At 39.2% G+C, this 26,461-nt stretch carries 21 protein-coding genes; 10 read left to right on the top strand and 11 right to left on the bottom strand.

From position 1 onward, the window contains the following. Positions 1 to 149 precede the first annotated feature (149 nt). Positions 150 to 1,808 carry a GAF domain-containing sensor histidine kinase gene (locus tag EHQ16_RS14640; RefSeq protein ID WP_135633163.1) on the top strand — a complete coding sequence of 553 codons (1,659 nt, stop codon included), beginning with the start codon at positions 150 to 152 and terminating at the stop codon, positions 1,806 to 1,808. A gap of 13 nt (positions 1,809 to 1,821) precedes the next feature. Here the strand turns inward: EHQ16_RS14640 and lepB are convergent, their stop codons facing one another. Both lepB and EHQ16_RS14650 read right to left on the bottom strand, forming a co-directional pair. Further along, entirely contained in the window at positions 1,822 to 2,352 is a 531-nt protein-coding gene (gene lepB, locus EHQ16_RS14645; protein WP_135633161.1) for a signal peptidase I, read from the bottom strand. Beyond that, the gene (locus tag EHQ16_RS14650) at positions 2,345 to 4,840 is read right to left on the bottom strand and encodes a methyl-accepting chemotaxis protein (RefSeq protein ID WP_135633159.1); all 2,496 of its coding nucleotides are present in this window, start codon (positions 4,838 to 4,840) and stop codon (positions 2,345 to 2,347) included. Before EHQ16_RS14650 ends, lepB begins: the two co-directional genes overlap by 8 nt. A 74-nt stretch (positions 4,841 to 4,914) precedes the next feature. Between EHQ16_RS14650 and uvrC the strand changes: the two genes are divergently transcribed. Genes uvrC through EHQ16_RS14670 form a run of 4 tightly spaced genes read left to right on the top strand, consistent with a single transcriptional unit; the run spans position 4,915 to position 12,662 of the window. Next, positions 4,915 to 6,756, top strand: a complete 1,842-nt coding sequence (gene uvrC, locus EHQ16_RS14655) for an excinuclease ABC subunit UvrC (protein ID WP_135633157.1) — start codon at positions 4,915 to 4,917, stop codon at positions 6,754 to 6,756. Positions 6,757 to 6,790: 34 nt separating this feature from the next. Beyond that, the gene (locus tag EHQ16_RS14660; protein WP_135633155.1) at positions 6,791 to 9,622 is read left to right on the top strand and encodes an LIC11755 family lipoprotein; all 2,832 of its coding nucleotides are present in this window, start codon (positions 6,791 to 6,793) and stop codon (positions 9,620 to 9,622) included. Next, the gene (locus EHQ16_RS14665; RefSeq protein ID WP_135633153.1) at positions 9,619 to 11,046 is read left to right on the top strand and encodes an LA_2168 family protein; all 1,428 of its coding nucleotides are present in this window, start codon (positions 9,619 to 9,621) and stop codon (positions 11,044 to 11,046) included. Before EHQ16_RS14660 ends, EHQ16_RS14665 begins: the two co-directional genes overlap by 4 nt. Beyond that, on the top strand, positions 11,043 to 12,662 hold the full coding sequence (locus EHQ16_RS14670) for a phospholipase D-like domain-containing protein (protein ID WP_135633151.1): 1,620 nt from the start codon (positions 11,043 to 11,045) through the stop codon (positions 12,660 to 12,662). The genes EHQ16_RS14665 and EHQ16_RS14670 overlap by 4 nt, the downstream gene beginning before the upstream one ends. On the opposite strand, the gene EHQ16_RS14675 is transcribed toward EHQ16_RS14670, so the two are convergent. From EHQ16_RS14675 to EHQ16_RS14695, 5 genes are all read right to left on the bottom strand, one after another. Beyond that, entirely contained in the window at positions 12,663 to 12,848 is a 186-nt protein-coding gene (locus EHQ16_RS14675) for a hypothetical protein (RefSeq protein ID WP_135633149.1), read from the bottom strand. Between the two features lie 43 nt (positions 12,849 to 12,891). Next, positions 12,892 to 14,133: an MFS transporter gene (locus EHQ16_RS14680; protein WP_135633147.1), complete on the bottom strand. Its 1,242-nt coding sequence runs from the start codon at positions 14,131 to 14,133 to the stop codon at positions 12,892 to 12,894. A gap of 62 nt (positions 14,134 to 14,195) precedes the next feature. Further along, complete coding sequence (locus tag EHQ16_RS14685) at positions 14,196 to 15,182, bottom strand: LBF_2017 N-terminal domain-containing protein (protein ID WP_135633145.1); 987 nt, start codon at positions 15,180 to 15,182, stop codon at positions 14,196 to 14,198. Positions 15,183 to 15,189: 7 nt separating this feature from the next. Then, entirely contained in the window at positions 15,190 to 15,978 is a 789-nt protein-coding gene (locus EHQ16_RS14690; RefSeq protein WP_135633143.1) for a FecR family protein, read from the bottom strand. A gap of 159 nt (positions 15,979 to 16,137) precedes the next feature. Beyond that, positions 16,138 to 16,680, bottom strand: coding sequence for an NUDIX hydrolase (locus EHQ16_RS14695; RefSeq protein ID WP_135633141.1), 543 nt, complete (start codon positions 16,678 to 16,680; stop codon positions 16,138 to 16,140). A gap of 123 nt (positions 16,681 to 16,803) precedes the next feature. Here EHQ16_RS14695 and EHQ16_RS14700 point away from each other — a divergent pair, with 123 nt between their 5' ends. The 5 genes from EHQ16_RS14700 to EHQ16_RS14720 all read left to right on the top strand — a co-directional run bounded on the left by EHQ16_RS14700 (position 16,804) and on the right by EHQ16_RS14720 (position 22,719). Next, positions 16,804 to 17,400: a glutathione S-transferase family protein gene (locus tag EHQ16_RS14700; protein ID WP_135633139.1), complete on the top strand. Its 597-nt coding sequence runs from the start codon at positions 16,804 to 16,806 to the stop codon at positions 17,398 to 17,400. Between the two features lie 68 nt (positions 17,401 to 17,468). Next, positions 17,469 to 19,484 (top strand): ATP-dependent helicase, encoded by a 2,016-nt coding sequence (locus EHQ16_RS14705; protein WP_208742315.1) that lies wholly within the window; start codon positions 17,469 to 17,471, stop codon positions 19,482 to 19,484. After that, complete coding sequence (locus tag EHQ16_RS14710; RefSeq protein ID WP_135633136.1) at positions 19,484 to 20,176, top strand: LIC12587 family lipoprotein; 693 nt, start codon at positions 19,484 to 19,486, stop codon at positions 20,174 to 20,176. Before EHQ16_RS14705 ends, EHQ16_RS14710 begins: the two co-directional genes overlap by 1 nt. Before the next feature lie 6 nt (positions 20,177 to 20,182). Further along, on the top strand, positions 20,183 to 22,366 hold the full coding sequence (locus tag EHQ16_RS14715; RefSeq protein ID WP_208742306.1) for an LIC_12586 family protein: 2,184 nt from the start codon (positions 20,183 to 20,185) through the stop codon (positions 22,364 to 22,366). Then, positions 22,351 to 22,719, top strand: coding sequence for a hypothetical protein (locus EHQ16_RS14720; protein ID WP_135633134.1), 369 nt, complete (start codon positions 22,351 to 22,353; stop codon positions 22,717 to 22,719). Before EHQ16_RS14715 ends, EHQ16_RS14720 begins: the two co-directional genes overlap by 16 nt. On the opposite strand, the gene lpxB is transcribed toward EHQ16_RS14720, so the two are convergent. Genes lpxB through EHQ16_RS14740 form a run of 4 tightly spaced genes read right to left on the bottom strand, consistent with a single transcriptional unit; the run spans position 22,693 to position 26,447 of the window. Then, a complete protein-coding gene (gene lpxB, locus EHQ16_RS14725) occupies positions 22,693 to 23,904 on the bottom strand; it encodes a lipid-A-disaccharide synthase (protein WP_135633132.1) in 1,212 nt (403 codons plus the stop codon). The two genes, EHQ16_RS14720 and lpxB, sit on opposite strands and share 27 nt — an antisense overlap. Further along, positions 23,879 to 24,739 carry an LpxI family protein gene (locus EHQ16_RS14730; RefSeq protein ID WP_135633130.1) on the bottom strand — a complete coding sequence of 287 codons (861 nt, stop codon included), beginning with the start codon at positions 24,737 to 24,739 and terminating at the stop codon, positions 23,879 to 23,881. The genes lpxB and EHQ16_RS14730 overlap by 26 nt, the downstream gene beginning before the upstream one ends. 9 nt (positions 24,740 to 24,748) lie before the next feature. Then, positions 24,749 to 24,979, bottom strand: a complete 231-nt coding sequence (locus tag EHQ16_RS14735; protein WP_135633129.1) for an FmdB family zinc ribbon protein — start codon at positions 24,977 to 24,979, stop codon at positions 24,749 to 24,751. A gap of 13 nt (positions 24,980 to 24,992) precedes the next feature. Next, the gene (locus EHQ16_RS14740; protein WP_135633127.1) at positions 24,993 to 26,447 is read right to left on the bottom strand and encodes an SH3 domain-containing protein; all 1,455 of its coding nucleotides are present in this window, start codon (positions 26,445 to 26,447) and stop codon (positions 24,993 to 24,995) included. Between the last annotated feature and the right edge of the window lie 14 nt (positions 26,448 to 26,461).

Genomic DNA, 26,461 nt, shown 5'->3' on the forward strand with positions numbered 1-26,461 from the left:
ATTTTTTAATTACAGAATTTCGGATTCGGGGTCTCTGTCACTCATTTTAAGAGCTAAGTACGCAAAGAACCCTTAAGAAATTGAGAAATTCCGACCTGACCTGCCAATATTTGCCGACTGTATCCGTCCAATAGGAATCTAAATTACCCATGAAAGGCTTAGAAAAAGAGCTAAACCGGGCTAGGGCCGAACAAAAAATTTTGGCCGAGGTGTCCTCCCATCCAGCAGTACGTTCTGGAGAGATCTTTACGTTTGCTTCTTTTATCACAGAGTCTGTGTCCAAGGCTCTCGGAATCGAAAGGGTGGGAGTATGGCTCTTTAATGAAACCAAAGACGAACTTCATAATGTAGACACTTACCGATCAAGCATTGCAGAACATCAATCTGGAGCCGTTTTAAAAGAAGTGGAATTTCGTGAGGAGTTCCAATACCTCGTGAGAGAAAAGTATGTGGATGCCAATGATCCTTATACAGATCCAAGAACCAAGGGGTTTATTGAATCCTATTTAAAACCAAACGGGATCACAGCGATGTTAGACGGTGTCATTCGTATGGGAGAGGAACTCATTGGAACAATCTGTTTTGAACATGTGGGGAAACCTCATACTTGGGAAGAAGATGAAATTATATTCTGTAGCCAACTGGGAGACCAAATTGCACTCACTATTAGTAATTTAAGAAAAAATGAAATCAATAAGGAACTTCATGCCCGGGAAAAGGAACTTCGTGAACTCAATGAAAGTTTAGAAAGGTTAGTGGAAGAAAGGACAAAGAACCTAAAAAAAACAAATGCAGAATTGGAAGTTACAATCTCCAGTTTACAAAAAACACAAGCCCAGCTCATTTTATCAGAAAAAATGGCAAGTCTTGGCCAACTAGTCGCCGGGATTGCTCATGAAATTAATAACCCCATTGCCGCAATCCATGCTTCGGCACAAAATTTAAAAGAATCATTATTTGATTCCGAGTTATCATTATTCCAAAAAGAACTGAAAGACCTTCTACCTTCTATAGACAAACAGAAGTTGTTTTTGAATTGTTTGGATGTATTAAAATCTCGTGTGGAGATGGTTTCTGGAAAGGAAAGGATGAGGCGGAGAAAAGAAATTGAGTCTTGGCTGAATTCCAAAAGTATCCCTGAATCCTTTTCTTATCAATTAATCGATTCAGGTTTTGAACTGCCCATTCTGGAAGAGTTTGAAATTTTGTTTCAAGACTCGGATGTATTTGCCATCGTCTCTTTGTTAGCGGAAGAGATCACTGTTTTTCAATCATTGAGTATCATGCAACTGGCTGTCGAACGTGCGAGTAAAATGACTTTTGCCTTAAAAAATTTTGCAAGGTTTGAGGTATCAACTGATCCCATCAAAACCAATCTCCATGAAAATATTGAAACGGTAATCACTCTTTATCAGAACCAGTTTAAAAAAAAGGTCACTCTCATCAAAGAATTTGAGCCGGTTCCGTATATCGAAGGTTATCCGGAAGAGTTATTACACCTCTGGACAAATTTGATTTATAACGGATTACAAGCCATGACTTTCTCAGGGGAGATGAAAATTCGAACTGAAGTTTTGGAAGAAAAAGTGAGAGTGACTGTGGAAGATACTGGATGCGGAATTCCTATGGACGTTCAAAACCGAATTTTCGAGCCCTTTTTTACCACCAAACCTTCGGGAGAAGGGAGTGGGCTTGGGCTCGATATTTGTCGGAAGATTGTTGAAAGGCACCAGGGAAAAATCCATTTTGAATCAAAACCGGGGAAAACAAAATTTTTTGTGGATTTGCCTCTGTTACTTGTGACCTAACCTTTGTTTGTTTTTACCATAAGGTAGCAATGACCTGACTTTCCTGAACCACACCTAAAGTCCTTGAGTCCACACCCATTTCCCTATTGTCAGCAAGTAAGAAAAAGGATTTATCGGGAACAGTCAGTTTTGCCATATCATCGGATTCTGTTTTTCCCTGTGGGATGAGTGGGATATCGTTTGCCGATGATTCAGGAAAACTTGTAGGATCAAGGACGGCCCCGTTACGAAAGACCATTCGTTTTTGTACATAAATTGTATCTCCCGGTTTGCCAACAATCCGAGCAATGAAAACCGATTCAGGATCAAGTGGGGAACGGACGAGAACCACATCTCCAATCCCTAATTGTTTTGCTCTGAACCATTTGTTAAAATAGGCAGTGGATCCATTTTTTAAAGTGGGTTCCATAAACTGATTGGGAATGTGGACTGGCGTGATGATATAATATTTCACAACAATTGCCAAAAATAGCCCAAGGCAAAGTGGAATTAAAAATGCATACAACCTTGTTTTGAAGGGAACTTTGTTTTTAGATTTAGACATGGAAATAATTGATCTCTCTTCGTAAACTTTCTGAAAGTTGATTCATGTTTTGTGAACTGGATTTGGTTCCTTCACTAGACATTGCCGTGGTCTGCGCATGGGTGTTAATTTCTGCCATGGATCTAGAAATTTCGAGCATCGCCATTTTTTGTTCGTCGGTGGCTTCTTTTATCATTTCCGAAAGTTCTCGGATTTGAGTCACACCTTCGTTGACTTCTTCGTTGGTTTCAATTTGTTTTTGAACCACGGAACGAATTTCTTTTGTCATCTGGTTGATGGAATTCACTCCGGAAATGGTTTCACTTAAAATCACGATGGACTGGTCAATTTTTTCCTGACCCTGTCTGATCTCACCTTCGTTTTGTTTGATCAGTTCTTCGATGTCTTCGATGGATTTGGCAGTTTTGTCAGCGAGTTTGGAAATTTCATCGGCGACAACGGCAAATCCTCGTCCACTGGCACCGGCTCTTGCGGCTTCAATGGCAGCATTCAGGGCGAGTAAATTGATTTGTTCCGAGATATTGTGGATGATCTCCACAACATTTGTCATCTCTGAGGAAGATTCGTAAATTTTGTCCATAGACAGTTTCATTTCACTGAGAGACTTTTCGCCTAACTTGGCATCATTTGTGATTTCTTCTACCCTTGTGTCAGCAATTTGAAATTTTTTATCTATTTCTGATACAGCCTGGTTCAGCTCTGTCATTTTTTTCATCAGTGAAACTAAGGTAAACGATTGGGTTTCCGTTCTTTGGGCTACGCTTTCAATCCCTGCTGTGATTTCTTCTACAGAGGCAGAAATTTCTTCGCTACTGGCTGCTTGGTTTTGGGCTGCGTCGGAAAGTGATAACATGGACTCATAAATATCGGAACTTGTGTTTGTGAGTTCATTGGATACGGTTTGCGTTTTATTTACAATTTGGCGTAGTTTTGTTTGGAAATCAAACATGGCGTTGGCCATACTTCCAATTTCATCACGACTCGAATCATAAAAATCAGATTGTAAATTTCCTTTTACCATATCCGCAATTCTCACTTTGATTCTTTCTAATGGTTTTAGTTTGGATTCGATGACAAGTACTGTGATGATTCCAATGAGTAAAACCACAAAAATTGAAATTCCTAGTGTGGTAAAAAGACTAACCAATGTTTTTTCATATAACTCTGCATTCTCAAAAATACAAAAAATCACATAATTGAATTCTGGGTTTTTGACAAAAAATATTCTTTTGAAGGTTCCATCTTCTGTAGAATCGGCAAAACCAAGTGCATCTTCTCTTTGGAATGGAATATCAAAAACTAACTTTGTTTTGGCGTTTGTACCAATTTCTTTTTTGTTGGTGTAATAAATAACAGCACCATCTCCATCAAAGAATCCTACCTTGCCAGACACTCCAATTTTGATATTTCCCAAGATAAAACTAGAAAGTTTTCCGATGTTTAAAAATCCACCTACATAACCCAAAAACCGATCGTTTTGGTAAACGGGGAGAGTGTAAGGAGAGATGGTATCTCCGGAAATATTTGAACGAATGCTTGTATGACGAAGTGGGCCTTGTTTTGCTAATTTTTCATCTTCAATAAAAAATACGGATCCTGATTTAGTTCGGTCATATTCATTTGTAGAAACAAAAATTCCATCTTCTGGTTTGTAATAGAATAAAGCCTCTACTGCATGGTTTGTACTTTTTAACTGGATTTCGTTTAGAACGTTTCGAATCCCTTGGATGTCTTTTTTAACAATTTGGTCTTTTAGTTTGTTTTCTGCAAAAATGGATAAAGTGAGCCGGTCTCGAAAATCAACTAACGTGACTCGCATCAGTGTTTCTGAGTCCATTACCGATTGTTCCATACTTGTGTTGACCAAATTCAACTCTTGGCGGAAATTCATGCGGTAATTGATGATAAACAAAATGAGGATCGCCGCAAAAAAGGAAAGAACGGTTTGAAACCCTAAATCTCGAGAGAGTTTTCTTGTGTTGATTCGTTTGGTGTGGTCATTTCGTATTGCGAGTAAAATTCCTTTGATATTGAATTTGTTTTCTACATAATCAATGAATATGGATTGGAAAATGACGGTAACCGCAAGAGTGAGGAAAAGTCCAATGGCCATCTCACTCATTAAAATAAAGTTTTTGGATTTTAGATAAAATAAAAGGGCTCCGATCACAAACAAAAATCCGATGGCGTAACGGATGACCATGTCAAATATGGCAACTTTTCCGAGATGATCCAACCAGAAGTAAGCTAATTTGTGGTCTTTTTTTGTGACTTGTGGTGTTCCAATCCGAGAGACTGGAGCAAACCGTATCCAATAAAAACTAATACAAAATCCAAGGATGAAAAAAACTGCGATGGAAGTAGAAATTAGAATGATTTGAAATTCTTCTCCAGACCATTCTGTAAAAAAGTAAATATAACCGAGGAGAGTGGGGACACCGATTCCGTAATTAAAACCTTCTAGACCAAAAATTATAAATTTGATCATTTTACGCATATCCATACCCTAGGGATACAGACTGTCTAAGAATTGTAAACGTAAAATTCCTATAATCACTCATAATGAAAGACTCACTCGTTCTAAAAACCATCCAAGAAAAGATTAAAAATTTAGGAAGTTCACCTGGATGTTATCTTTGGAAAAATGAAATCGGAGAAGTGATTTATGTTGGTAAGGCCCTAAAACTTCAGTCAAGAGTTCGGTCTTATTTAAATCCGAACCAAAAAGATCGTAAAACAAGAGCTCTCTTTGTTGAATTATTTGATCTGGATTGGATTGCAACAAGTACAGAAAAAGAAGCTTTGCTTCTAGAAGCCACTTTAATTAAAAAATACAATCCCAAGTTCAATGTAAGGCTGAAGGATGATAAAAGATATCCCTTCCTCTGTGTTTCCACAAGTGAAGCTTATCCCATGGTTTTTTTAACAAGGAAAATCAAGGACAATGGAGATCGTTATTTTGGACCCTTTACTGATGTCAAAGCGGCCCGTGATACACTGGAATTGATACATAGAATCTTTCCAATTCGTAAAACCAAACTCAAACTCCCTCTCGCAAAACCACAAAGGCCTTGTCTCAACTTTCATATGGGGCGTTGTCTTGGTCCTTGCCAAGGAAATATCTCTAAGGAAACCTATGCTGAGTTAGTTGATGAGATTCTAAGTTTTTTAGAAGGAAAAAAAGAACGACTGGTTTCTGGATTAAAATCTGCCATGGTAAAAGCCTCCGAAAAGATGGAGTATGAAAGGGCAGGTTACTTAAAAGCACGGATTGAAAAAATCAACCAAGTTCGAGAGAAACAAACTGTTGTTAGTATGGATGGAGGAGATGAAGACATCCTTGGGATTAGCAAACGGGAGGATGAAGGTCAGGTAGTGATTTTAGAAGTGCGAGGTGGGAGGCTCGAAGGGAAAAAATCTTTTCCTCTCACTGGACTTTCTTTTTCCGATGATGAAGAAGTTTTTACTTCTTTTCTTCGTGATTATTATCTAAATGTCACCCTTCTACCAAGTATTGTATTTTTACCTCCATCGGCGAAAGGGAACTATGATGTGTTTGTCGAAGCTATTACAGAAAAATTCGGAACCTCAATCAAACTAAAATTTCCAGAGATGGGTCCTAAAAAATCACTCCTTCGTTTGGCAGAAAAAAATGCTGATCTCAGTTTGACAGAACGTATCCTTGCCACCAAACTCAGAGACCAATCGGTTGCAATGAAAGAACTGCAAGAAAAATTGAATTTACCTGTGTTGCCAAGAACCATCGAATGTTATGATATTTCTCATTTCCAAGGATCTTCTCCTGTGGCAAGTGGTGTGATGTTTGTTGATGGCAAACCGTATAAGGCTGGTTATAGGCATTATAAAATGCGTGGGTATGAAGGGATCAATGATCCGGGAATGATCCACGAAGTAATCGCCAGACGTCTCAGTCATTTGGTCAATGAAGAAGAACCACTTCCTGATCTCATTGTGATCGATGGGGGTCTTACGCAACTTTCTCGTGCCGCAGAAGCTGCCAATGCACTTGAGCTTGGCCACATTCCAATGGTAGGCCTTGCAAAAAAAAGAGAAGAAATCTATTTCCCCGGTGAAAAACATCCTTATAGTTTTGATATGCATTCTCCTATGATGCGTCTCCTCAGGAATTTGCGAGATGAGGCTCATAGATTTGGAGTCACTTTCCAAAGAGTCCAAAGAAAGAAAAAAGCTCTCAAAACCATTTTAGATGATATTGAAGACATTGGTGCTAGCCGAAGAAAAAGTATCTTATCCTATTTCCAATCCAAAAAGAAAGTCACAGATGCTACAATCGGTGAATTAAAAGAGGTCCCGGGTATCGGGCCAGTCCTTGCAGAAAAAATCTTCAACGGAATCCAAAATTTAAGAAAAATAGAACCATAATTTTTTTCTTCTACCTATCTAGGTGAGGTAGGAGATGCAAAAAAAAATTCTAGTTTTTGTTTTATTTCTCTTATGCAGATGCCAAAATAAAGAAGAGAGCCCCTTTCTTCCGTTTGGTGATGGTTTTACCGAAACCCCTCGGTTTGAGTTTCAATATGGAACGATCGAAGAAACCGGGGACGTAATAGAAAATACAAACTATACTAGTTTTGATTCAAACCTTCTTTGTATCCATTCCCTTCCCATTTCTCTATACAGGCGTGAGTTAGGTGGTAAATTTCGTATTTGTTGGAAAACAAACGAATCCGTTTTCCAGAAATGGAACGAAGGATTTTCCTTACTAGAAAACGATTTTTTAGAATATCCAAATTGGAATCTGAGTGGGAAGGGATGGCAGGCTTCCACAATCGAATTGGGAAAATGGAAAAAAGATTCTGAAAAGTTGGAGAACCTTTTTTCTTGGGATTCGCAGATTTTGTCCAGTGGGCTTGTCACTTACCAAACCTTGGGACTACCTCATCCTACCTTAATCCAGAGAACAGAAGCAGTCTGTGAAGTTGTATTTCCATCCCAGAGTTTCTCCGGATCTGAAAACAAACAACGAACCCTTACTTTCGAATTCCCTTGTCCAGATTTAGGAGAAATTGCCGAGCAAATTGAAACTCAGAATGAAAAGTGGCTGGCAGAGTGTGATCCCGCAGAGCCTGTCGTTTCCGAACTATTTCGGCATTCCGAATCTTCTTACCAAAGGTTTATCGAATGGGAAAATCCAAAAGATAAAGTTCTTTGTCCCAGGTTTTCCTCTATCGATTGGGAGAACGAGGGAACTTGGAAATCGTTCCAGTCTGATTTATTTTCTAAAAGAACCAAATTGATTTTACCGCGAGGGATCCTTCTTTTTTCAGATGAATCCAAATATCATGGAATTCCCATTCCCAAAGATTTTTTCTTAGGCCTTGGAACAAATGTTAGGGTTCGTTTGGGTGATTCTGAATTTAGAGATTCTAATTTTTCTTTTCGTCAAGGGAATGAATTTTTTACAACCCAAACCCATTCCGTATCCTGTCGCAACCAATTCAATTTTTGGAAAACAGAAGAAATCTTTTGTGGAAATCCAGGTTTGCCCAATTCTTTAGAAAAAAAAGAAAACGAAGACACCATGCCAGGTTGCAAGCCCGACCAAATCCAAATCACAGAATTTTATCCCGGAAATCATTTTGATTCTGAGATGCCAATCCCAGGATATTTCGAATTTCAAAACACAGGAAGGACATGTGATGGATCTTCTCTCAATTGGTTTTTTGACCATTCCCTTTATCCTCTGTCAGCTGGTGAATGGGTTTTACCAACAGGTTCCATTTTTCTTCTCACAAGAAAACTTTGGGTGGGGTTAGAACTTTTAGAAAAAGAAAAACCATTTTCCCTTCCCAAGGTATCTTTTCAAATTCCGAGTTTCTACTTTCAGGACAGAAAAACAAAATTAAAATCTGAATTTGTAACTAGCCCTTACCATTTCCATCTACTTCGTTTCCAAGAAAAAAATCGATTCTCCATCCAAGTAAATTTAAGAAATGAATCTCCTCATCCGCAAGTGAATAGTTCTCACTTTTTGTCCTCTTATGGTTTTCAGATCAGTCCAGGAAAGATAAACGAGGGTTTGGTGAACCAAATTTCTACCGAACTTATGGAATACCATCCAGGCCCATCTCCGTTTTTTGACTTTGGGTTTTTCGGACGAGAGGAAGGAGTTGTTACTTTTGAAAGAGAAAATGGCAACCGTTATTCCTTTTGGAAACCAAATGGTACTGAAATTTTAACCTTTGTCACCGAACCTTCTGGTTGTTTCGGGGAAAGAAATTACCGACTCCCTGAAGATTTTTTTACTCATCCGATTCGTTCCCTTCGATACCAAAACTTAAGTTCTAATGCCCCCATCACCTTATCACTGGATCCAAATTTCATTCGAGAAAAAAGTATGGACGGAACTCGCTCACTCCATCCAGAACCTAATCCAATTTTCTTTTCTCGTTCGTTAGTTCCTTCGCTCAATTGTGCTGGAACCTTTCGAAGTCCAGGGCAGAGAAAAGAAAGAAGTTTGGAAGTAGAGAGGTTACCATCCGCTTTTACCTATCTGTCCAACTTCAGCTTAGAACAAGATATGGAAATTCTAATCGGAAATGGATCGGAGAAAGTTTCTTCGACTTTACAACCATTAGGTGGCAATTTCTACCAACTTCGTTTGGAATCTCCACTTCCACATTTTCCAGAAGAACAAATTTATTCATATTTTTCTCATCCAAAACTCATTAAAACAAAAAGTTTTTTAGAGAGAAAGGGCCCGATTCAAATTGAAGCCATTTATCCAAACCCTCACCAATCACAAAATGAATGGGTGTATCTTTGTAACCGAGGAAATGACCCAGAAGATTTGTCTGTTTATTTGGTAGAGGATGAAGGAAACACAGATGAGCTTGTGTCTTACCAAACTCGGTTTCCGAGCCTATCCCCATTGGGAAGTGGGGGCCAGAGTTTTCAGTACAATTCCACCATTCTAAACCCAGGTGGTTGTGCTTGGATTGTAGATCCTGATGGTAAGGACTGGTATTTACCAATCTTTCAAAAAGGATCGGATTTACTCCTCACTGTTCGAACCACGGCCACCATTGGAAATGGAATTTCTTCTGGTGAGTCCATCCAACTTAGAAAAAAACAAGGTCCAAAATCCATTTTAATTTCTTCCTTTGGGCACAAGGAAAGTTTTTCGGTGCTTCGTATCACGGTTGCCACAGGTGAGTTTCTTTGGTTGAAGTCAGATGCTTTAGGTATGTCTCTCAGTGATTTCGAAATCTTTCGCGAGGAATTTTGAGACTCACCAGGGGTTTTCTATTTTTCGTATTCTCTCTGTTAATTGGAGTGTCTCCGCTGTATGCGGTGGGTGTGGAGGTCGGAATTCTTGGTTATGAATTGTTTTTAAAAGAAGTTAAAACACAGAAGCCAAATGAAATTCCTGGTTGGGATTTGGGTTTGGGTAGAATGGGGCAAAACTTTCAAAACTCGTCTTATTTGAATCGAGTTTCCAACGAATCCATGTTTGTGGGTCTCAAAGACAAAAACAAAAAAGATAAAATTGTTTGGGATTTGGAAATCAAACTCACAACGGGAAGGGAAACGGGGTTACATCCTTTTTATTTGGGAAAAAATCATTTTTTAGGTTATGAAACTTCCAAATTTCTTTTTGGAATCGGACGGAGAGAACATTTGTTCCGACCTAAGGCCTTTCAAACGGGGTATGATGGAGGCGAGGGTGCTTTTATCGAATTTTTACCAAGTTCGCATTTAACTTTGCAGTTTTTTCTTTGGGATCGGTATTCGGGAGCAGTGTTATTTGAAAAAGATCGATTCCATTCTTTTCTTCCTGATGTATTGGGTGAGGAAGAATCAAAACTCGAAGGCTCCCAGCCAAACAAAAATAAACGAAGCCACCATCGTAGACATTCCTTTGGTCTTGTTTATGGAGAATATTTTACCTTACGCCTTGGGTTACAATATTTGGAGTTAGGGAATTTTGGACGGAATACGAGGGACAGTCCTCGGGAAACCAAAGCATCAGGAGCGGACGGTGATTCCTTAGTCACGGGAAATTTAGGACTCGGGATGGATTTGGAAATTCTAAATCTTCAATTTGATTTTCTTTGGGCCAAGGGAAATGACAGAACCAGTTCTAAAATGGCTGCAAAACCGAATTCCATTCCAATTTCAGGGGAAGCTTTGCAAATGGGAGCCGAACTACGATTTGGTGATTTTCTCTTTCGAAGTTCTCATTTTTTATCAGATAGAGAAGAAAGGAATACAAAAAATCAAATCATTCGAGACGGTTTTGTTTTTTTGGGAGCCCACCCTGTTCAAACTCCATATTTATCCCAAATCTTTCGGATCTTTCCTTCGGCTGCCGTCACTGAATCTGGTTTTGAAAAAAACTTTGCTTTGAAAGAAGGTAGGTGTTTCGGGTATCTGACAGAACTTGTTTTACAATTCACCTATGGTGAGTTTGTTGCTAAGTTAGTAGGATCTTACTTTTTACCTTACAAACTCAGTGGGCAGACGGATGGACGGATTAGTTTTCAGAAACGGGATTTTGAAGTTTTTTTCATTGGAGAAGGGCTTCTCGAACTTTCTTTTAAGGAAGAATCTACTTTTGAGTTAGGACTTGGATTCTCTAATTTATTTTTACCAGAGTCTATGGGAATCAAATCAAACTTCGGATATGTTTTTGGGAGACTTCAAATATGAATCGGATTCTTTTTAGTCTTTTGTTTTTTTCTTTTTCACTAATAGGAGTCTGTCAAAGTCCAAAAAATCAAGATTTAAGTTCTCTCTTATTCCCAAGTATGCCAATCACAGACTTATACTTTTCCTATCCTGGTCGGGATGTCGCCGAAGAGAAAAAAAGACTAGTGAAAGATGTTTTACTTTCAGAGATAAAAAAGGCAAAAATTTCGATCCGCGCTTATCTTTATTCCATAGATGACTATGAAATCATCACAGAACTTTATTTGAAAAAACGAATGGGCGTACAAGTACAACTGTTTGGTGACAAAGAGGAAGATTATTCGGAACTTGAATCCTTTGGTTTAGAAATCCAAAGATGGTCAGGTTCAGGAATCCATCATACAAAAATTTGGATCATCGACAAAACTCGTGTTTTTATGGGAACAGGAAACTTTACCACCCACGGATTATTGACAGATCATAACGTTTATTGGGCTCAAAACATTTCGGAAAAGGAATTTGAAGGGATGGTTTCAACTTTAGAGGGAAAAAATCCAAGAGGATTCTTTCAATTAGGTTTTTTAAGATATTACACATCTCCGGAAGCTGGACTCGAAATTCAACAGCAGTTACTAGATGCAGTGGATCAGGCAAAACACTCCATTAAGTATTTAATTTATTCTCATTATGACCCAGTTCTTAGTTTGAAATTGTTGGAGGCAAGTAAGCGCGGAGTTCGTGTTGAAGGGATATACAACAGTCCTATGTCCACCAATCCAGAAGGTGTTTTTCTAGGCAAAAATTTAAGTTTCCCTTCGCAAATTTGGGAAGATGGAAATGTTGATTTTGTTTATAAAGAAGATCGTTATTTGGGTGGATTATTGCACCACAAAACAATGATGATTGATGATCGAATTGTTTATACTGGATCTTATAATTTTTCTGTATCGGCTAGGGATAAAAATAAAGAAGTTTTTGTAAGAATGGAGCATCCTACTGTCGTTAGTGAATTTCTTATGGAATGGAGGCGGATTTTATGGATGGCAAATCCAGTGGTTCATTTGTCTGTAAATTCTGATCCAACCAACCAAGAAGGAGATTCCTCACTAAAATCTTATTCAATTCATAGATTCCAAAATTCAATCTTTCAAACCAATGTATTCTTTAATAGCGAAGGGATCTTTGATAACAATTCCAATGCGATCTCTAACGCTTATAAACAAAGTTTAGGTTTAACGGGTATGATTAGAAATAGGATGGGCGATCGGTTTTTATTTTCTTCCATCTCCAAAGATCCCATTTGGGAAGAATCGGAAGGGTCACGAGAAAGGTTTGTCCTGCAGAATTATTTTTTGGGAACGAGTGTAAGTCTTTCTAGTGGTGAAAAGGTTCTTTCCTTTTCGAGTTGGGACGGATCACATCCGAAACAATCCTTTGTGCCTGATGGGAATTCTACGATTTTGGGCCAGACCGATTTCTGGCGGGGTAAAAATTTATGGTTTTGGGTGGATACCGAAAAGGGAACCCTTTCTTTTTGTCATACGAAGGAAAAAAATAAACCACCCGAATGGATGGTATTTTTACTGAACCGGTTGGAGGTCATGGGAAAAACAACTCCCGTCTGCTCTAACGACTGATCACTCCATTTTGTCTTCGATGATCGGAAGTAAAATCTTCGCAATATCATCTTGGAGTTTCATGTAGTTATTGATTCCTAAATGAGTGATTTGTTTGTTCACATCGTTTAACATTGTTTGTATGAGAAGAACAAGAACGTGTTTTTTGTCTTCAGGAAGTTTGGAATCATGGATCAAATCTGACATGGCCTGTCCAGTTTTCCTTGCAAAAGAGATTTTCCAAGCATTTTTAAACCCAGTTTTTCAGTTCCAATTCTTTCAACTTAGGAGATAAACGGAATGTAAAAAACACAACAAGGATGGTCATAACTCCACCAAAGACAACCGAACCCACTGGACCCAAAAATTTTGCGGAAACTCCTGATTCAAAAGCTCCAATTTCGTTTGAGGAACCAATAAAAACTTTATTAATCGCACTCACACGCCCTCGCATTTCTTCTGGAGTCATGGTTTGCATGATGGTGGAACGAACCACAACCGATACACTATCAAAAACTCCTGAAAGAAATAAAGCGGCTAGGGAAAGGAGAAAGGACTGAGAGAGCCCAAATACCAACATACAGATCCCAAATCCAAACACACAAAGTAATAAAACTCTCCCCGATTTTTCCAAAGGTGGTTTGTATGTGAGGTAATAAGCCATGAGTAGTGCACCGAAAGAAGGAGCCGCACGCAAATACCCAAGCCCTTCGGAACCAACAAATAAAATGTCTTTGGCATATACTGGGAGAAGGGCAACGGCCCCTCCAAATAAAACTGCAAACATATCTAGTGCCATTGCACCTAACATAATTTCGTTTTTCAAAACAAAACGAAGGCCTTTGAGAAGGCTATCTTTTAAAGCTTCTTTTTCTTTTCGTTCGGGAAGACTTCGTTTAGCGATCCAAAAGAAAAGTAAAAAGGGGAGTCCGATACAAATGGAATCAAGTGCATACGCAGCCTGCATTCCAAAACTTCCATACACAATCCCACCGAGTGCAGGGCCAATTACGGCACCGGCTTGGAAAGAGGTTCCCATCCAAGCCGCCGAATGTGGGTAATGTTCTCTTGGCACTAGTTGTGTGACAAAACTAAAAATAGCAGGAGAGATAAACCCTCTCGCAATTCCAGAAACCAAAATTACTAAAAATATTGGATAAGCTTTGTAGGTATCGAGTAAAAAAGAAAGAGGGCCGGTGAATGCAAAAAGAGTGAGAGAACAAACAAGTAAAAAGAAGAGGCAGATAACAATGATATTGCGACGATCTCTTAAGTCCGCGAGATGTCCGGCATATAGGGCAACGACGATGGATGGGATTGCTTCAAAAAGTCCTACAAGGCCTAAGTCGAGGACACTTCCTGTAAGTTCATAAACTTGCCACCCGACAATGGTAGCTTGGATATTGATCGCAAGAACCATAAAGAATCTTGCGACAATAAAAAACCGAAAGTCACGGTGTTTGAAAATGGCCAAAGAAAGGTTTTTCTTCATCTCTTAGGCCAGTGTTTAGAAGCCCTAAATTTGGGGCAATCGACAATCTTTAAGTTGGAACCTTAATTGGATTCGCTACCCAATTGGAAATTTAATGTTTTGACTGCTTCCTCATTCCCTACGTTGTCAATTCCGTAATAGAACAATTGGAAGGATCCCTTACATGTTGTTTTTAACTCAACAATCGAAATCTCAGCAGTATATGGTTTAAATTCGGATTGGTTTCCCGACTGACAAGTGTAAGCAACAAGAATGTCTTTGGTCCCACTCAAACGATCCTTGGAAGTAAGTTTAAGTTTTGTTTCTGGTGAAAGGAATTTAACTCCACCCTTACCGGTTGCACTTTGTCCTACCCAATCCAGTGTTGTTTCTGGTGGAGTGGAGTCTTTAATAAAGTCCAAAACTTGAATTGGTTCTTTGTTACCAGCATGGTCTAAAGAAAAATACAAAAACTTATAATTCCCTTCTTCTTGGACTGGAACTGAGGTCATTGCTTTACTGGAATTCCAATGTCCACCGTTTATACGATAACGTACTTCAGCAACACCCGAGGCATCATCACTAGGATTGAGTGTTAGATGGTCTTTTGTCAGATATCGAATTGATTGTTCTTTGTCTTTCACGATGACAAAACTATCACCTGAAATTACAGAAGTGGCTTTTTTCGGTTCTTGTTTGGGAACAAAAACTTTTTTGGTAGCAACATATTCTTTGGGAACAGAAAGAGGGGAACCAGGATCCACATTTGTCGAATACACTTGGGTCCAAAATCCTTTGGCTCCGTATTCACCAAGTCTACGAACACGGAAGTATTCAAAGTCATCCTTCGGTGTTACCGTAATTCTGTTTCCTTTAAACTGAATGGATTCAGGAGGTTTGGGGGCAATGCTGTCCCCATTCTCATTTGGTTTTTCTTGCCAAAGTTCCAATTCAAAATTGGCATCTGCTTCCGCATCGATTGCAATTCGAAGTTCTCTTTTTGGTTTAGAAACTAGAGAACTAAATGTAAAAAAAACAATTCCAAGGATCAGTAAAAAATTTCGATTCATATTCCTTCTATTCTTCTTTGAGGCGAGGTGCTTCGGGAATTTTATAAGGTTGTACAGGAGACTTACCTTTTTCAACAAAAGTAGCCATTCCTTGTTTTAACTCTACTGTTTTTCCTTGGGCAGCAACATCTACCACTCCCTCAAAACAGGAAATAGTAGAACTTAGTTTTTCATCTAATTCCACTCTAAATTCAGTTCCCCGAACGCCCGCTGTGGAAGATGGACTTACGATATTAAATTTGTGTTCGTTTGTCGGTGGATTGGATTTTGTGACCTTTGCATCCAAACTTCCTTTAAACAGGGCAACGGTTACCGCCCCACCTTTTTTCTCAGCACCTTTGACTTCAAAATGACTGTTTGTTAAAATTCGCACCATACCAACGTTATTGATATGAACATCTGTTTTTCCTTTTCCAGTTGTTTTGATTTGGTCATTCGGATGGAGTTCTTGTCCTAACTTCAAAGGAACCCAAGGGCCTTTACCACCAGTTCCATTCCATTCCACTTGTCCCATCACAAACTCAGTGACACCGACAACAGGTTTTCTAAGGAAAACGGGAACCACTAAAGATAAACCTGGTTTGATCAGATCGGGGTTTGGGATTTTATTGTGTTTTAAAAGTTCTGGCCAGCGTTTTGGATCAGAAAGATGTCTTTCTGAAATGAGAGAAAGGGTTTCTCCCTTTTGGACTGTAATGGTAATGGGCTCTAAAGTTTCACCATCTTCCGCAAAAAGCGAAAACTGACTGAATACTATGATAAGTACTAGGATTGACTGTGTGATGGACTTTCTCATATACATACTGTCTCAAACTAATGTTTAATTTTCCAGCAATTTCGAGATTCTTGGGGATTTTTCTAAATATAGTTTTGATTTGTTTTTTTAGAATTCACTAAAGAATGAATGTAAATCTCCGAGGGGTAGTTAGTAAAAAACTCTACATTCGTTAGGTTGTTACTTGGTTTGTAAAAAATAAATCCCAAGGGCCGCTGCCATATGGGGATGATGGATGACACCATCGAGTAACAATCGTTTTACTTCTTCTGGTTTTTTTAAAACAATTTCAATGTCCTCACCTTCATCAAATTCTACTTCGTGAACAAGTTCTACATCGTACGCAACATAGGAATAGGACCAATTGGTAAACATAGCTGGGTTACCGGAAAACTTAGAAAGTAATTTGTATTTGGAAAGATCTGTGGCATATCCTGTTTCTTCTCTAAGTTCTCGGATGGCCGATTCCAGTTCGGAACCAGGGCCTTCTTCATCCACAATCCCTCCAGGGATTTCTAAACTGATCTCACCAATTCCATGTCTGTATTGTTTGATGAGTAGAATCTCACCTGATTTGGTGACGGGAACTACGTTGACCCAGTTTTTAGATTTTAATACATAGTATGTTTTTTCTTCTTCGGATCTGGGAAGTTGGATATCAAAACTGGCAAGGGTATAAATAGGAGTAGGGTATAGGTCTTTCCAGTTTTTTCTTTCTTTCATTTTGATTTCCTTCGAACAAGGGAAATTTCGATTCCGGGAATTGTATAGAGATTTTCTCACTTTTTTAAAATTATCAAAATCTTACTGTTGAAGGATGGAAGGGATGGAGAATACTATCTCTATATGAAATTATATGGTAGCATCACCTCTCCTTATGTAAGACGGATTCGTTTTCTTTGTCTGGAACTTGGAATTCCATTTACCCTTGTGGACACAATGACGGAGACAGGCCAAAAAGAATTACGGGAAAAAAACCCTCTTTGGAAAGTTCCTTATGCAGAGATTGATGATGTGAAAATCTGGGACAGCCATACCATCACTGACTACATTTTTGAAACCAAGGGATTCGGAAACCTTCGATCTAAAACTGGATCCCACCATTACCGAGAGACAAATTTACAAACAGCCATTGACCAGGCACTCGACAATGCCATCCTCTTATTTTATCTAAACAAAGAAGGGATCAAACCTGATGCTGCACCTTATCTCACAAAAAATGCACTCCGCATCAGTTCCATTCTTGACTATATCAAACGCGAGTTAAATGGTCATTTTTTCTTTACCGATGGGAAAACGGGACTTTCGGAAATGGCACTTTTTACGACTCTGGATTGGATTCGGTTTCGCTCCGTTTTGCCAGTGGAAGAAGATCCTGTATTTGTTAGTTTTTTAAACTTCCATGGCCAAAACAAATCTTGGAAGGAAACAGCTCCTAAGTAATAAAGAACAGCCGTTTTTCACTCGACCGGATCGGATTTACCAAGATTATGTCCCTTACCGGTCTCCCAATGAAATTGAATACGGCACAAATGGAAGCAGTCTCCACCATCCAAGGACCCCTTTTGGTCTTCGCCGGTGCGGGTTCTGGAAAAACAAGGGTCATCACCAACCGGATTGCTCATATGGTGGAAGGGGTAAAAATCCCTGCTGGCAAAATTGTGGCCCTTTCCTTTACCAATAAAAGTGCCAAAGAGATGGCCGAACGGCTTCGTAAGATGGTTCCTCGGGAAAAACTAAAAGGAATCACACTTTCTACCTTCCATTCATTAGGTTTAAAAATCCTAAAAGAACATATTACCAAACTTGGATATAACGAAACCTTTTTGTTATTCAATGGAACTGACCAGGAAGCCTTTGTTTCCGACCTATTGAAGTCCAAACGTTTGGATCCTAAAAAAGTTCCCCCAAAAGAAATCCTACGTCGTATTTCTTATGCTAAAAACACACAAGTCCATCCAAGAGACAATGGCCTTACGGGAGAATTGGATCTAGTTGCAGCAGAAGTTTTTTCTATGTATGAAGATGGTCTCAAAGAAAAAAATGCCATCGACTTCGATGATTTGATTTTACTTCCCAAACGTCTGTTAGCTGAGTTTCCTGAAATTGCAGCCTATTACCAAAGAAAACACGAATATTATCTGGTGGATGAATTCCAAGATACAAACCAACTCCAATACGAGTTTTTATCTTTATTTCGGGGCAAAAGTGACAACCTTTGTGTGGTAGGGGATGACGACCAAAGTATCTATGCTTTCCGCGGTTCCAATGTCCAACTCATCCTCAACTTTGAAAGGGAATTCCCTCATGCAAAAGTGGTGAGGCTTCTTGAAAACTATCGTTCGACATCACTCATCATCCAAGCCGCAAACTCACTCATCCAAAACAACAAAGGCCGTAAGGAAAAAACTTTATATAGCCGTATCCCTTCAGCAGAACGAGTGGAATACTATGAAACCGCCGACGAAAGAGAAGAAGCCATTTTTGTGGCTGGAAGGATCCAAACCCTACTCATCAAAAATGAATTTAAGGGAAAAGAAATCGCCATCTTATTTCGGACAAATTTCCAATCTCGCCCTTTTGAAGAAGAACTTAGAAATCGTAGCATTCCCTATAAAGTAGTGGGGGGATATAATTTCTTTGATCGGAAAGAAATCAGAGATTGTATTTCTTACTTGCGTTATGTGGCAAATCCTAAGGATGATTACTCTCTCCTCAGAATCATCAATTACCCCAAACGTGGGATTGGCCCAGGCACTATGCAAAAACTCCAAGAGGAAGCCTTCACTCACAAACTTTCTCTTTATGAAATCTTCCATAAAATGATTGAGAGTCCTGACTATTTGCCCGAAATTAAAGCTAAGGTCAGACAAGAAATCTACCAATTCGTAGAAATGGTAGATGCTTTCAAAAAGAAGTTTGCCATGTCGCCGAAACTTTCGCCTGTGCTTCGGGAAATGATCACCCAAATTGGTTTTGAGCGGGAAATCTCCATGGAAGAAACCGAGGAGAAAGTGGTCAAAGCTCGGATTTACAATTTGAGTGAACTTGTGAATATGTTGTCCTTTTTTGAAGAAGAAGAGGGCCGCGAGGGCAAGGCAACGATTTTTGACTTCTTACAGAGGCTTGTGCTCCTGATGGAAGACGAGCCCAAAGAGGACGAGGAAGACAGGAGGGTGCAACTTCTGACCATGCACCAGTCCAAAGGTCTGGAATACGATTTAGTTTTTTTAGTTGGCCTAGAAGAGGGAATTTTACCGAACTCACGTGTTATAGAAGAAGAAGGAGAAGTGGTCGATGAAGAAAGACGCCTTCTCTACGTGGGTATGACTCGCCCAAGGCGAAAATTGTACTTGACTTCGGCTCGTACAAGACGCAAATTTGGGGAGCAAATCGAGAGTGCCCCCTCTCGGTTTTTAAATGAGCTGTCTCAGGACGCTGTTCTTTTTTTCCCTATGGAAACGAAGGATAGAGACACAGAAACTAAGAATTTCTTAGAGGAATTAGACAAACTAAAGGTAGGCTAATGAAATCGATTCTCCCACTCACCCTCATTTTTACGATGGTAGTGGCATTTGAAAATTGTGCATCAAATCAAGGAAACCAAAGAACAGGAGTTTCCAAAGTCAATACAGGGTCTCATTTGGCCCAAATCGAATCTATCGATGCTGATCTCAAATCCTCTACACTATCTGACGAATCCCGAGACAAATTAATCATCCGAAAGGGAAAACTTTTGCTCGATCTTGGAAAATATGATGAGACCATTTCTACTCTCAATCAAGTAAACCAAGCAAAATCAAACCCAGTCCAACTCTCTGAGTGGAACCTCACTATGGGTAAGGCCTATGTGGGAAAAAATGAATACTCCAAAGCCATTCAATTTTTAAACCAATCCGAAAAATTGGATAAAAATGCGAACCTAATGGAACGTAAAAAACTTGTGGTACAGTCCCTTGTGGCGGAACGGGAATACTATCCGGCCCTTGCGACCCTCACAAAAACTTACACCAAAGGGAATCAGAAAAAAGACGAATTCTATTATGAAACTGCTGCAAAGACTTATTTAAAAATGGGCTTTGAGTATAAGAACACAGGTTTTTACCAAAAAGGTTTGCAAGTTGCCAATTTAGGATTGGAAGAATTTCCAAACAACGAAACTCTGAAATCCATTCAGAAAGAATGTTTGGAAGTGTTGCAGCCGGAGGGCAAACTCTAAGTTCTTTTGGAACGGATCTTTTCTTCCTACCGCCTATCTCAGTATAGGTTATCCTTTCTAAACGTAATCAATAGAATCCGTGAAAACAAACGGGTTCTATTTTCATTTTTAGCACTAGGGTTTGTTTTTTTCTGTTTTGTCCTACTTTACTATAGCCTTGAGTTTTACCTTCGAAACTACCGCATCCCACTTGTCCAACTGCGGAAGGTTGTTTCTTTTACCATCAATAAAGAACTAGGGAAGGCGGTTGATATTGGAGTGTTAGACTTTTCGCTCAGAGAAGGTCTTATCATTGAGGATCTAGTGGTTTCGAATGAAGAAGACTTTTCCTTTAACGATCATATGTTGAAGGTAAAAAAGGTAACCTTTCGTCTTTCCAGTTACTTTAAAGAATCTCCTACAGTCGAACAAATTGATTTTTATAGTCCTCATTTGGTTTTGAATGAAAACGTAAGTTTAAGAAATCAACTCATCGAATATGCGCAAAAAAACAAATTAAAAGACATTCGTTTTCATGATGCAAGGCTCACCTTCAAACAAAACGATTCCACTTTGGTGGATTGGAAAGAAGGTTGGGACATTGTTTTAAAACGTAAAAGTAAAAAATTATACCTTTCCTATAACAATGGTTGGTTTTGGATTCCGAACACAACTCGCATTAAGGGTGAAGGTCAGTTTTCTGATACAAATTTGGATGAGTTCCAATTTGAATTCCAATGGAAAAATTATCCATCAGAAGAAGCCATAATACTTACCAATTACTTGTTTGGTTCCAATGTACATTCTGCTGTCCTATCGGGAGAAGGGAAAGTGGTTCGTGATCCTGTGTCCGGATTTACTGCGAGCGGAGATGTGGAGTTTGAAAATTCACTCATTCCCCTTCCATTTTTTGAAAACTACATTCTGGATGGATTCCGGTTCCGAGAAGTGTTTTTATTCACAGAAAACAAAGAAGATAGAGAATTTTTAGGCACAGACTTTCGGATCAAAACCTCAGTCAAAAAAGAAACCATTAAAGAACCGGTGCTTGATCGTCATTTTGAATTTCAAATTGAATCTCTAGAAGGAATTACGGAGCGAATCTCTGACGTATCTGGAAATTTTATTCTACCTTTGACCGGTAATCTCAAAGGGAATTTAGATCTCACGGAAACGGGGGATAAAAACAAATGGTTTCGTTTGCTTGGGGAAATTGTCGGATCAGAAATCGAATGGGATTCTAAACTTTTACAAATCGAAAATGGAAACTTAAACCTAAAATTACTCGAAGGCAATGAATGGAATTTGAATTTTGATTCTATGCTTTTTGGTAAACCTTCTCATCTTTCTGGGGGAGGAGTGAACGTTTGGGGCAGGTCTAAAAAAACAGATGGCAGTTTTTATTATCCATTAAATTCAAAAACGAAACTTAATTTCAAAACGGCAGATTTTACAGCCAATGATTGGAAACCTTTGTATGAAGACTGGAAAAAAGAAACCTTGGAAGAAATCAGGGAACGCCAGGAGAAATTAATCCCAGAAGAATACTTTTACCAAACAAAGGTATATAAATACTTTTTAGAATCCATGAACTTGGACTTAGGAATTGCTGTTGGAAATTATTTTCCATATAGTGGGTCAAAATCTCTCGGAGAATCCAAAGGGAATCTTCAAGTGAGAGACGGGCGAATGAATTTCAATTTGGCTTTGGGAAATACAGGTTCCAAGGTTTCTATGGTTTCCTATTTTGCGAGTAAAACTCCCAACTTTGGTTTTAGTTTGTTTTTGAATGAATATCCTTGGTCTGATCCTTGGATGCATCTTTGTGGTGCGGAATTGAAACCTTCCGAAGTCAGTTTGGATTATAGTTTTAATAGCATTGGAAGCGATTATTATACCTTACATAAAGATGCTAGAACTTCTTATTTTCTAAAATTATTTGGAGTGAGTTTTAAAGAAGCTGATTTAGTTTCTAAATTAGAAATGGATCTCACTCCTTTCAAAAAACCATTTCAAATGGAATTTGATTTGAGTCGGTATTCGGATATGGATTATATTTCGAACCTGGTGGTTTCCAGTGAATCTTTGGATCTGAAAGGATACGGAAATAATAAAAATGGAAACTATGGTTTTACGACTTATGGTCTCGTCGGCGAATCCCGGGGAACTTTTAGTTTTTCAGAAGAGGAAAATAAATGCGTCATCAAATAGTTTCTCTAAGTATTCTTTTTTTATTCTTATTTTCAATTGGTTGTCAGGATAAAAAAAATCCTGCTGATACGGCTCCAGAGGCTTCTCGTTTACCGGCGTTTGGTGGGGAGTGGGTTTTGGAATGGGAAAATAAAACTCATATCATCAAAATCCAACCGGAAGATCAGACTGTGCTTTGGAATGGAACAGAAGGCCTTAGTTTGGAATTGGATTCCGTAGGAATTCGCCTGCGACCCAGTGATGAAGAAACCATCAAAGGGTATTTTTTGTATTCAGACCTGAAACCCAAATCCTGGATTGGAACTTGGGAAAATCGAGTGGTGCGGTTAATTCGAAAGGGAACGCAGGAGTGATTGGATTTCCTTTGCTGCCTTTTTGGAAGCATTGGTAGTTCCTAGTTCTCTTTCTTTCGCATCCCTTAAAATCCCTTTCATTTTATTTCGAAGTTTGGCATTAGAAAGGATTTTCCATGCCTCCTCGAAAATATACTTTGGTTGGCATTCGTTTTGAGTGATTTCCCGGCAGACTTCCTCACCGGAAAGGATATTGGCAAGTCCAATGAATTTGGAACGCATGAGAAGGGATCCTAAAAGATAAGTAAACAGACTCACCTTATAAAGAATCACCATCGGTGTTTCAAAGTACAATCCTTCCAAAGTTGCTGTTCCAGAAGCAATGAGGAGGAGGTCGCTTGTTTCCATCACACGAAGGGACGCATTCCATAAGTAATGGATTTGGATGTCTGGATGGACTTGTTTTAATGCTTCAATTTTTTCTAGGATAAAAGATTCTTCCTTTGCATTGATGTTTGGAAGAAGGAATACTATTTTCTTTTTTTCCAATTTACACTTTTCGTGGAGGAGGGCGGCCGTTCCGAGGATCGGATCAATCAGCCTCCGAATCTCTCCCTTTCTGGAACCAGGGAGTAGTCCCACACTGTATCCATGGTGGGAGTCAGGAAGTTTTTCTGTGATCACCGGTTCCTTTTTTAATTTTTCAGGAATTCGTTTGGTGATGGGGTGACCCACAAATTTAGCATTTACTCCGTATTCTGTATAAATCTCTTCTTCAAATCGAAAGAGGGTAAGCATCAAAGCAATTTGTTCTTTGATAAAATAAATCCGGTTGAATTTCCAAGCCCAAATCTGAGGGGATACATAAAAAACGGATGGAATCCCTCTTTGTTTTAGTTCTTTCGCCAAACGGAGGTTAAAGCCGGGGTAATCAATTAAAATGGCAAGTTTGGTTGGTCTACGGCTAGTTTCCTCTAGAACACGATAGAATATCTTTTTTAAGAAACTATATTTTTTGAGGGCTTCGGAAAATCCAATCACACTGAGTTGTTCCAACTCTTCCATGGACTCTAGGCCGTGCCCGATCATTCCCTCCCCACCAATTCCGTAGAATTTGTATTCTGGCTCTAGGATGGACAATTCTTGTAATAGGTCGGCCCCCAGTAAATCACCAGAATGTTCTCCGGCAATGACTAGGATGTTTTTGTCTGACTCATAATTATGGGATTTTTTTTTGGTTACCATTGAGAACCTTACTTCCACTTTTTCCTATAACACAAAAATTTAATTTGTGTTTGGTGGCAAATTCAATTGCAGATTTTGGATCCACTACTAAAGTTTCTCCTTCTCGTATACAAAGTGTTTTACATCCACTTTCGAGCATCATTTGGAAGGTATGGATTCCTATGGTGGGTAAGTCAAAACGATCATCTTGTTTGGCTTTTGGGCTTTTACAAACAACCGCATCTCCTTTCTTTTTGGTATACAGACCACCCCGTTTGATGGTTTCATCGGTTCCTTCCACTGCTTCTACAGCAATTACCGATTCATCACAAACCACAACCATTTGTCCGATATCTAAATCTGCCATTTTTTCGGCGTAAAACATTCCAAAGTCGATGTCTTTTAGTTCTTGGGAGCTAAACTTTTTAGGGGTGTATCTTCCTTCGGGAAGGAGGAGAGATTGTAGGTAGATCTTTTGGGAGATCACCTTCACACCCATGGCCTCGAATTCATCGGCAATCGCAAGAAAGATAGGATAGTCATTGCGGTTGATGGTGCGAGCAAGGATGGCAAGGGCTTTTAAATCAAATTTGAGTTTTTGGAAGAGAAGGTCTTTACGAACTTTTCCAAGCATTAAAATCCGAGTGATTTTTTCTTTTTGGATGGTTTTGAGAATTTTACCCACTTGGGTGATATGCACAGGGATTGTCCGTGCACTGTGTTCTCTCGGGACGAAATCGGATTCAATGAGTCCCAAAAATAAAGGATCTTCTCCTGCTGCCAGAGCCTCTGACATTCCGATATGAGGTAGTTCACCACCACCAGCAATAATGGCTAATCGGCCTTTGGGTGCCAAAGAAAAACCTTACGTGGATCCAGAATCACCACTGCTGGAAGCAGGAGTGGAACTATTTTTTTTATAATCTGTTACGTAAAATCCAGATCCTTTGAAAATGATTCCGGCACTAGCAGAAATGCGGCGTTCGACAGATCCATTTTTTCCACAGAGGCACAGGGTCAGTGCATCGTCTTTCATTGATTGAACGTGTTCAAAGTCTTTTCCACATGTATGGCAATGGTAATCGTAGGTAGCCATAAATTTTCCCCCTCTAATGGATTCCTGTTCTAATTTCAAAGAGTAACACTTGTTCCCGGTTTGGTTCTTTTACGAGTGGGAGACAAATTTCCCAGGAGTAACGACCAGATTGTAAGGCCGATTCATCCATAGGTAAGGAACGAATGGACTGAATGAGTCCTGTGTTTCGCCTCCAAAGGCTAGCGTTCCATTTGTCCCCATCGCGGGATTCAATGTGTAAGGACAGATTTTCTCGTCTTTTTTCGCCGTCGAGGACATATCGATTTTTATTTACCCAGATGGATTCTTTATCCAAGGATATGGAATAGGCAAGGTGTTCCTGGTTGTCGTAGTTTAAATGGAGTTCTAAAAAACTGATGGGAACTTCAGAATCCGTAGGGCTAAAGGAAAATTCAAAGTAGTTCTTATCACCTGAGAGTTTTTTACAAATCCTTTGGGTTACCTTGGATTCTTTTGTTTTGCCATAGATAGGAAACCCCGTTTCTCCTGATACTCGGACGGATTCCCGGGGGATGTAATTCCCGAAAAAAGTGGAAGGGATTTGATTTCCGTTCCAACCTTCAAAGTCAATTCGGATCTCATTGTCTACGGCCTTAAATCTTTTTTCAAATTCGGCCACGATGTTTGGATTCGGAGGTACTTCGGTTAAAAATCCAGAAAAGATCCAAGCCGATTTTTGTAAGTTAGGAAAGTAACAACGTTTCCAGTGACCGTTATGGCCAGCGATGGTTTCTGTACCTGCATCTTCTTCTAAACAAAAACTAAGTTCTGGTTCGCTGATTTTTCCCACTTCCGCATTTTCGCGCCCAGGGCCACTCCTGAGGTTTACATTTTTTCCTCGGATTACAGCGATTTGGTGAGATAAAAGAGTGTTTTGTGTATTCGCGAGAAAGTGAAGACTCTGGAGCAAAAATTCAGATTCAATTTCACCGATTGGTTCAAAAGGAAAACTGAGTAGGTTTGCCAGTGACCGACTGAAACTTTCCTCCATTCCCCTTGGGTCTTCTAAGATGAGTAAGAGGAGGAGGTGAGTGACTTCACGTTTTGGAATGGGTTTGGATAAGGTTCCAATTTTTGTGATGAGTGCTCTTTTGTATCCATCCCCATGTTTTTTTAAATGGGACAGATAAGGATCTTCGATATGGTAATAAGTCCCTCTCGTTGTTTCCCATTCGATGAGTTTGGTAACAGAACGTTTTTTGAAAAAAGAAATAAGGTCTTGAGAGGAGGCCTTTTCGTTTAGTTTTTTTTCTAATTGAGAGATGGTTTGTGAAAGTATGGTAAGTTCTAATTCACTGGATGGGATTTCTGTATCGGCATAGAGTTTTAGAACTTTTAAGTAGGATTCCGATTGGTAGAGGTCATAGGCCTTGTCTTCTCTTTCACGAAAGTCAACAAAGGCATAAGTAACAATGACAATGAAAGAGAAAAGAAGGCCAAGAGCAAGAAATACACGGGATCTAATCAAATGATTCTCCCGTT

Origin of the sequence: Leptospira kanakyensis, assembly GCF_004769235.1 — a bacterium.
GTDB classification, from domain to species: domain Bacteria; phylum Spirochaetota; class Leptospiria; order Leptospirales; family Leptospiraceae; genus Leptospira_A; species Leptospira_A kanakyensis.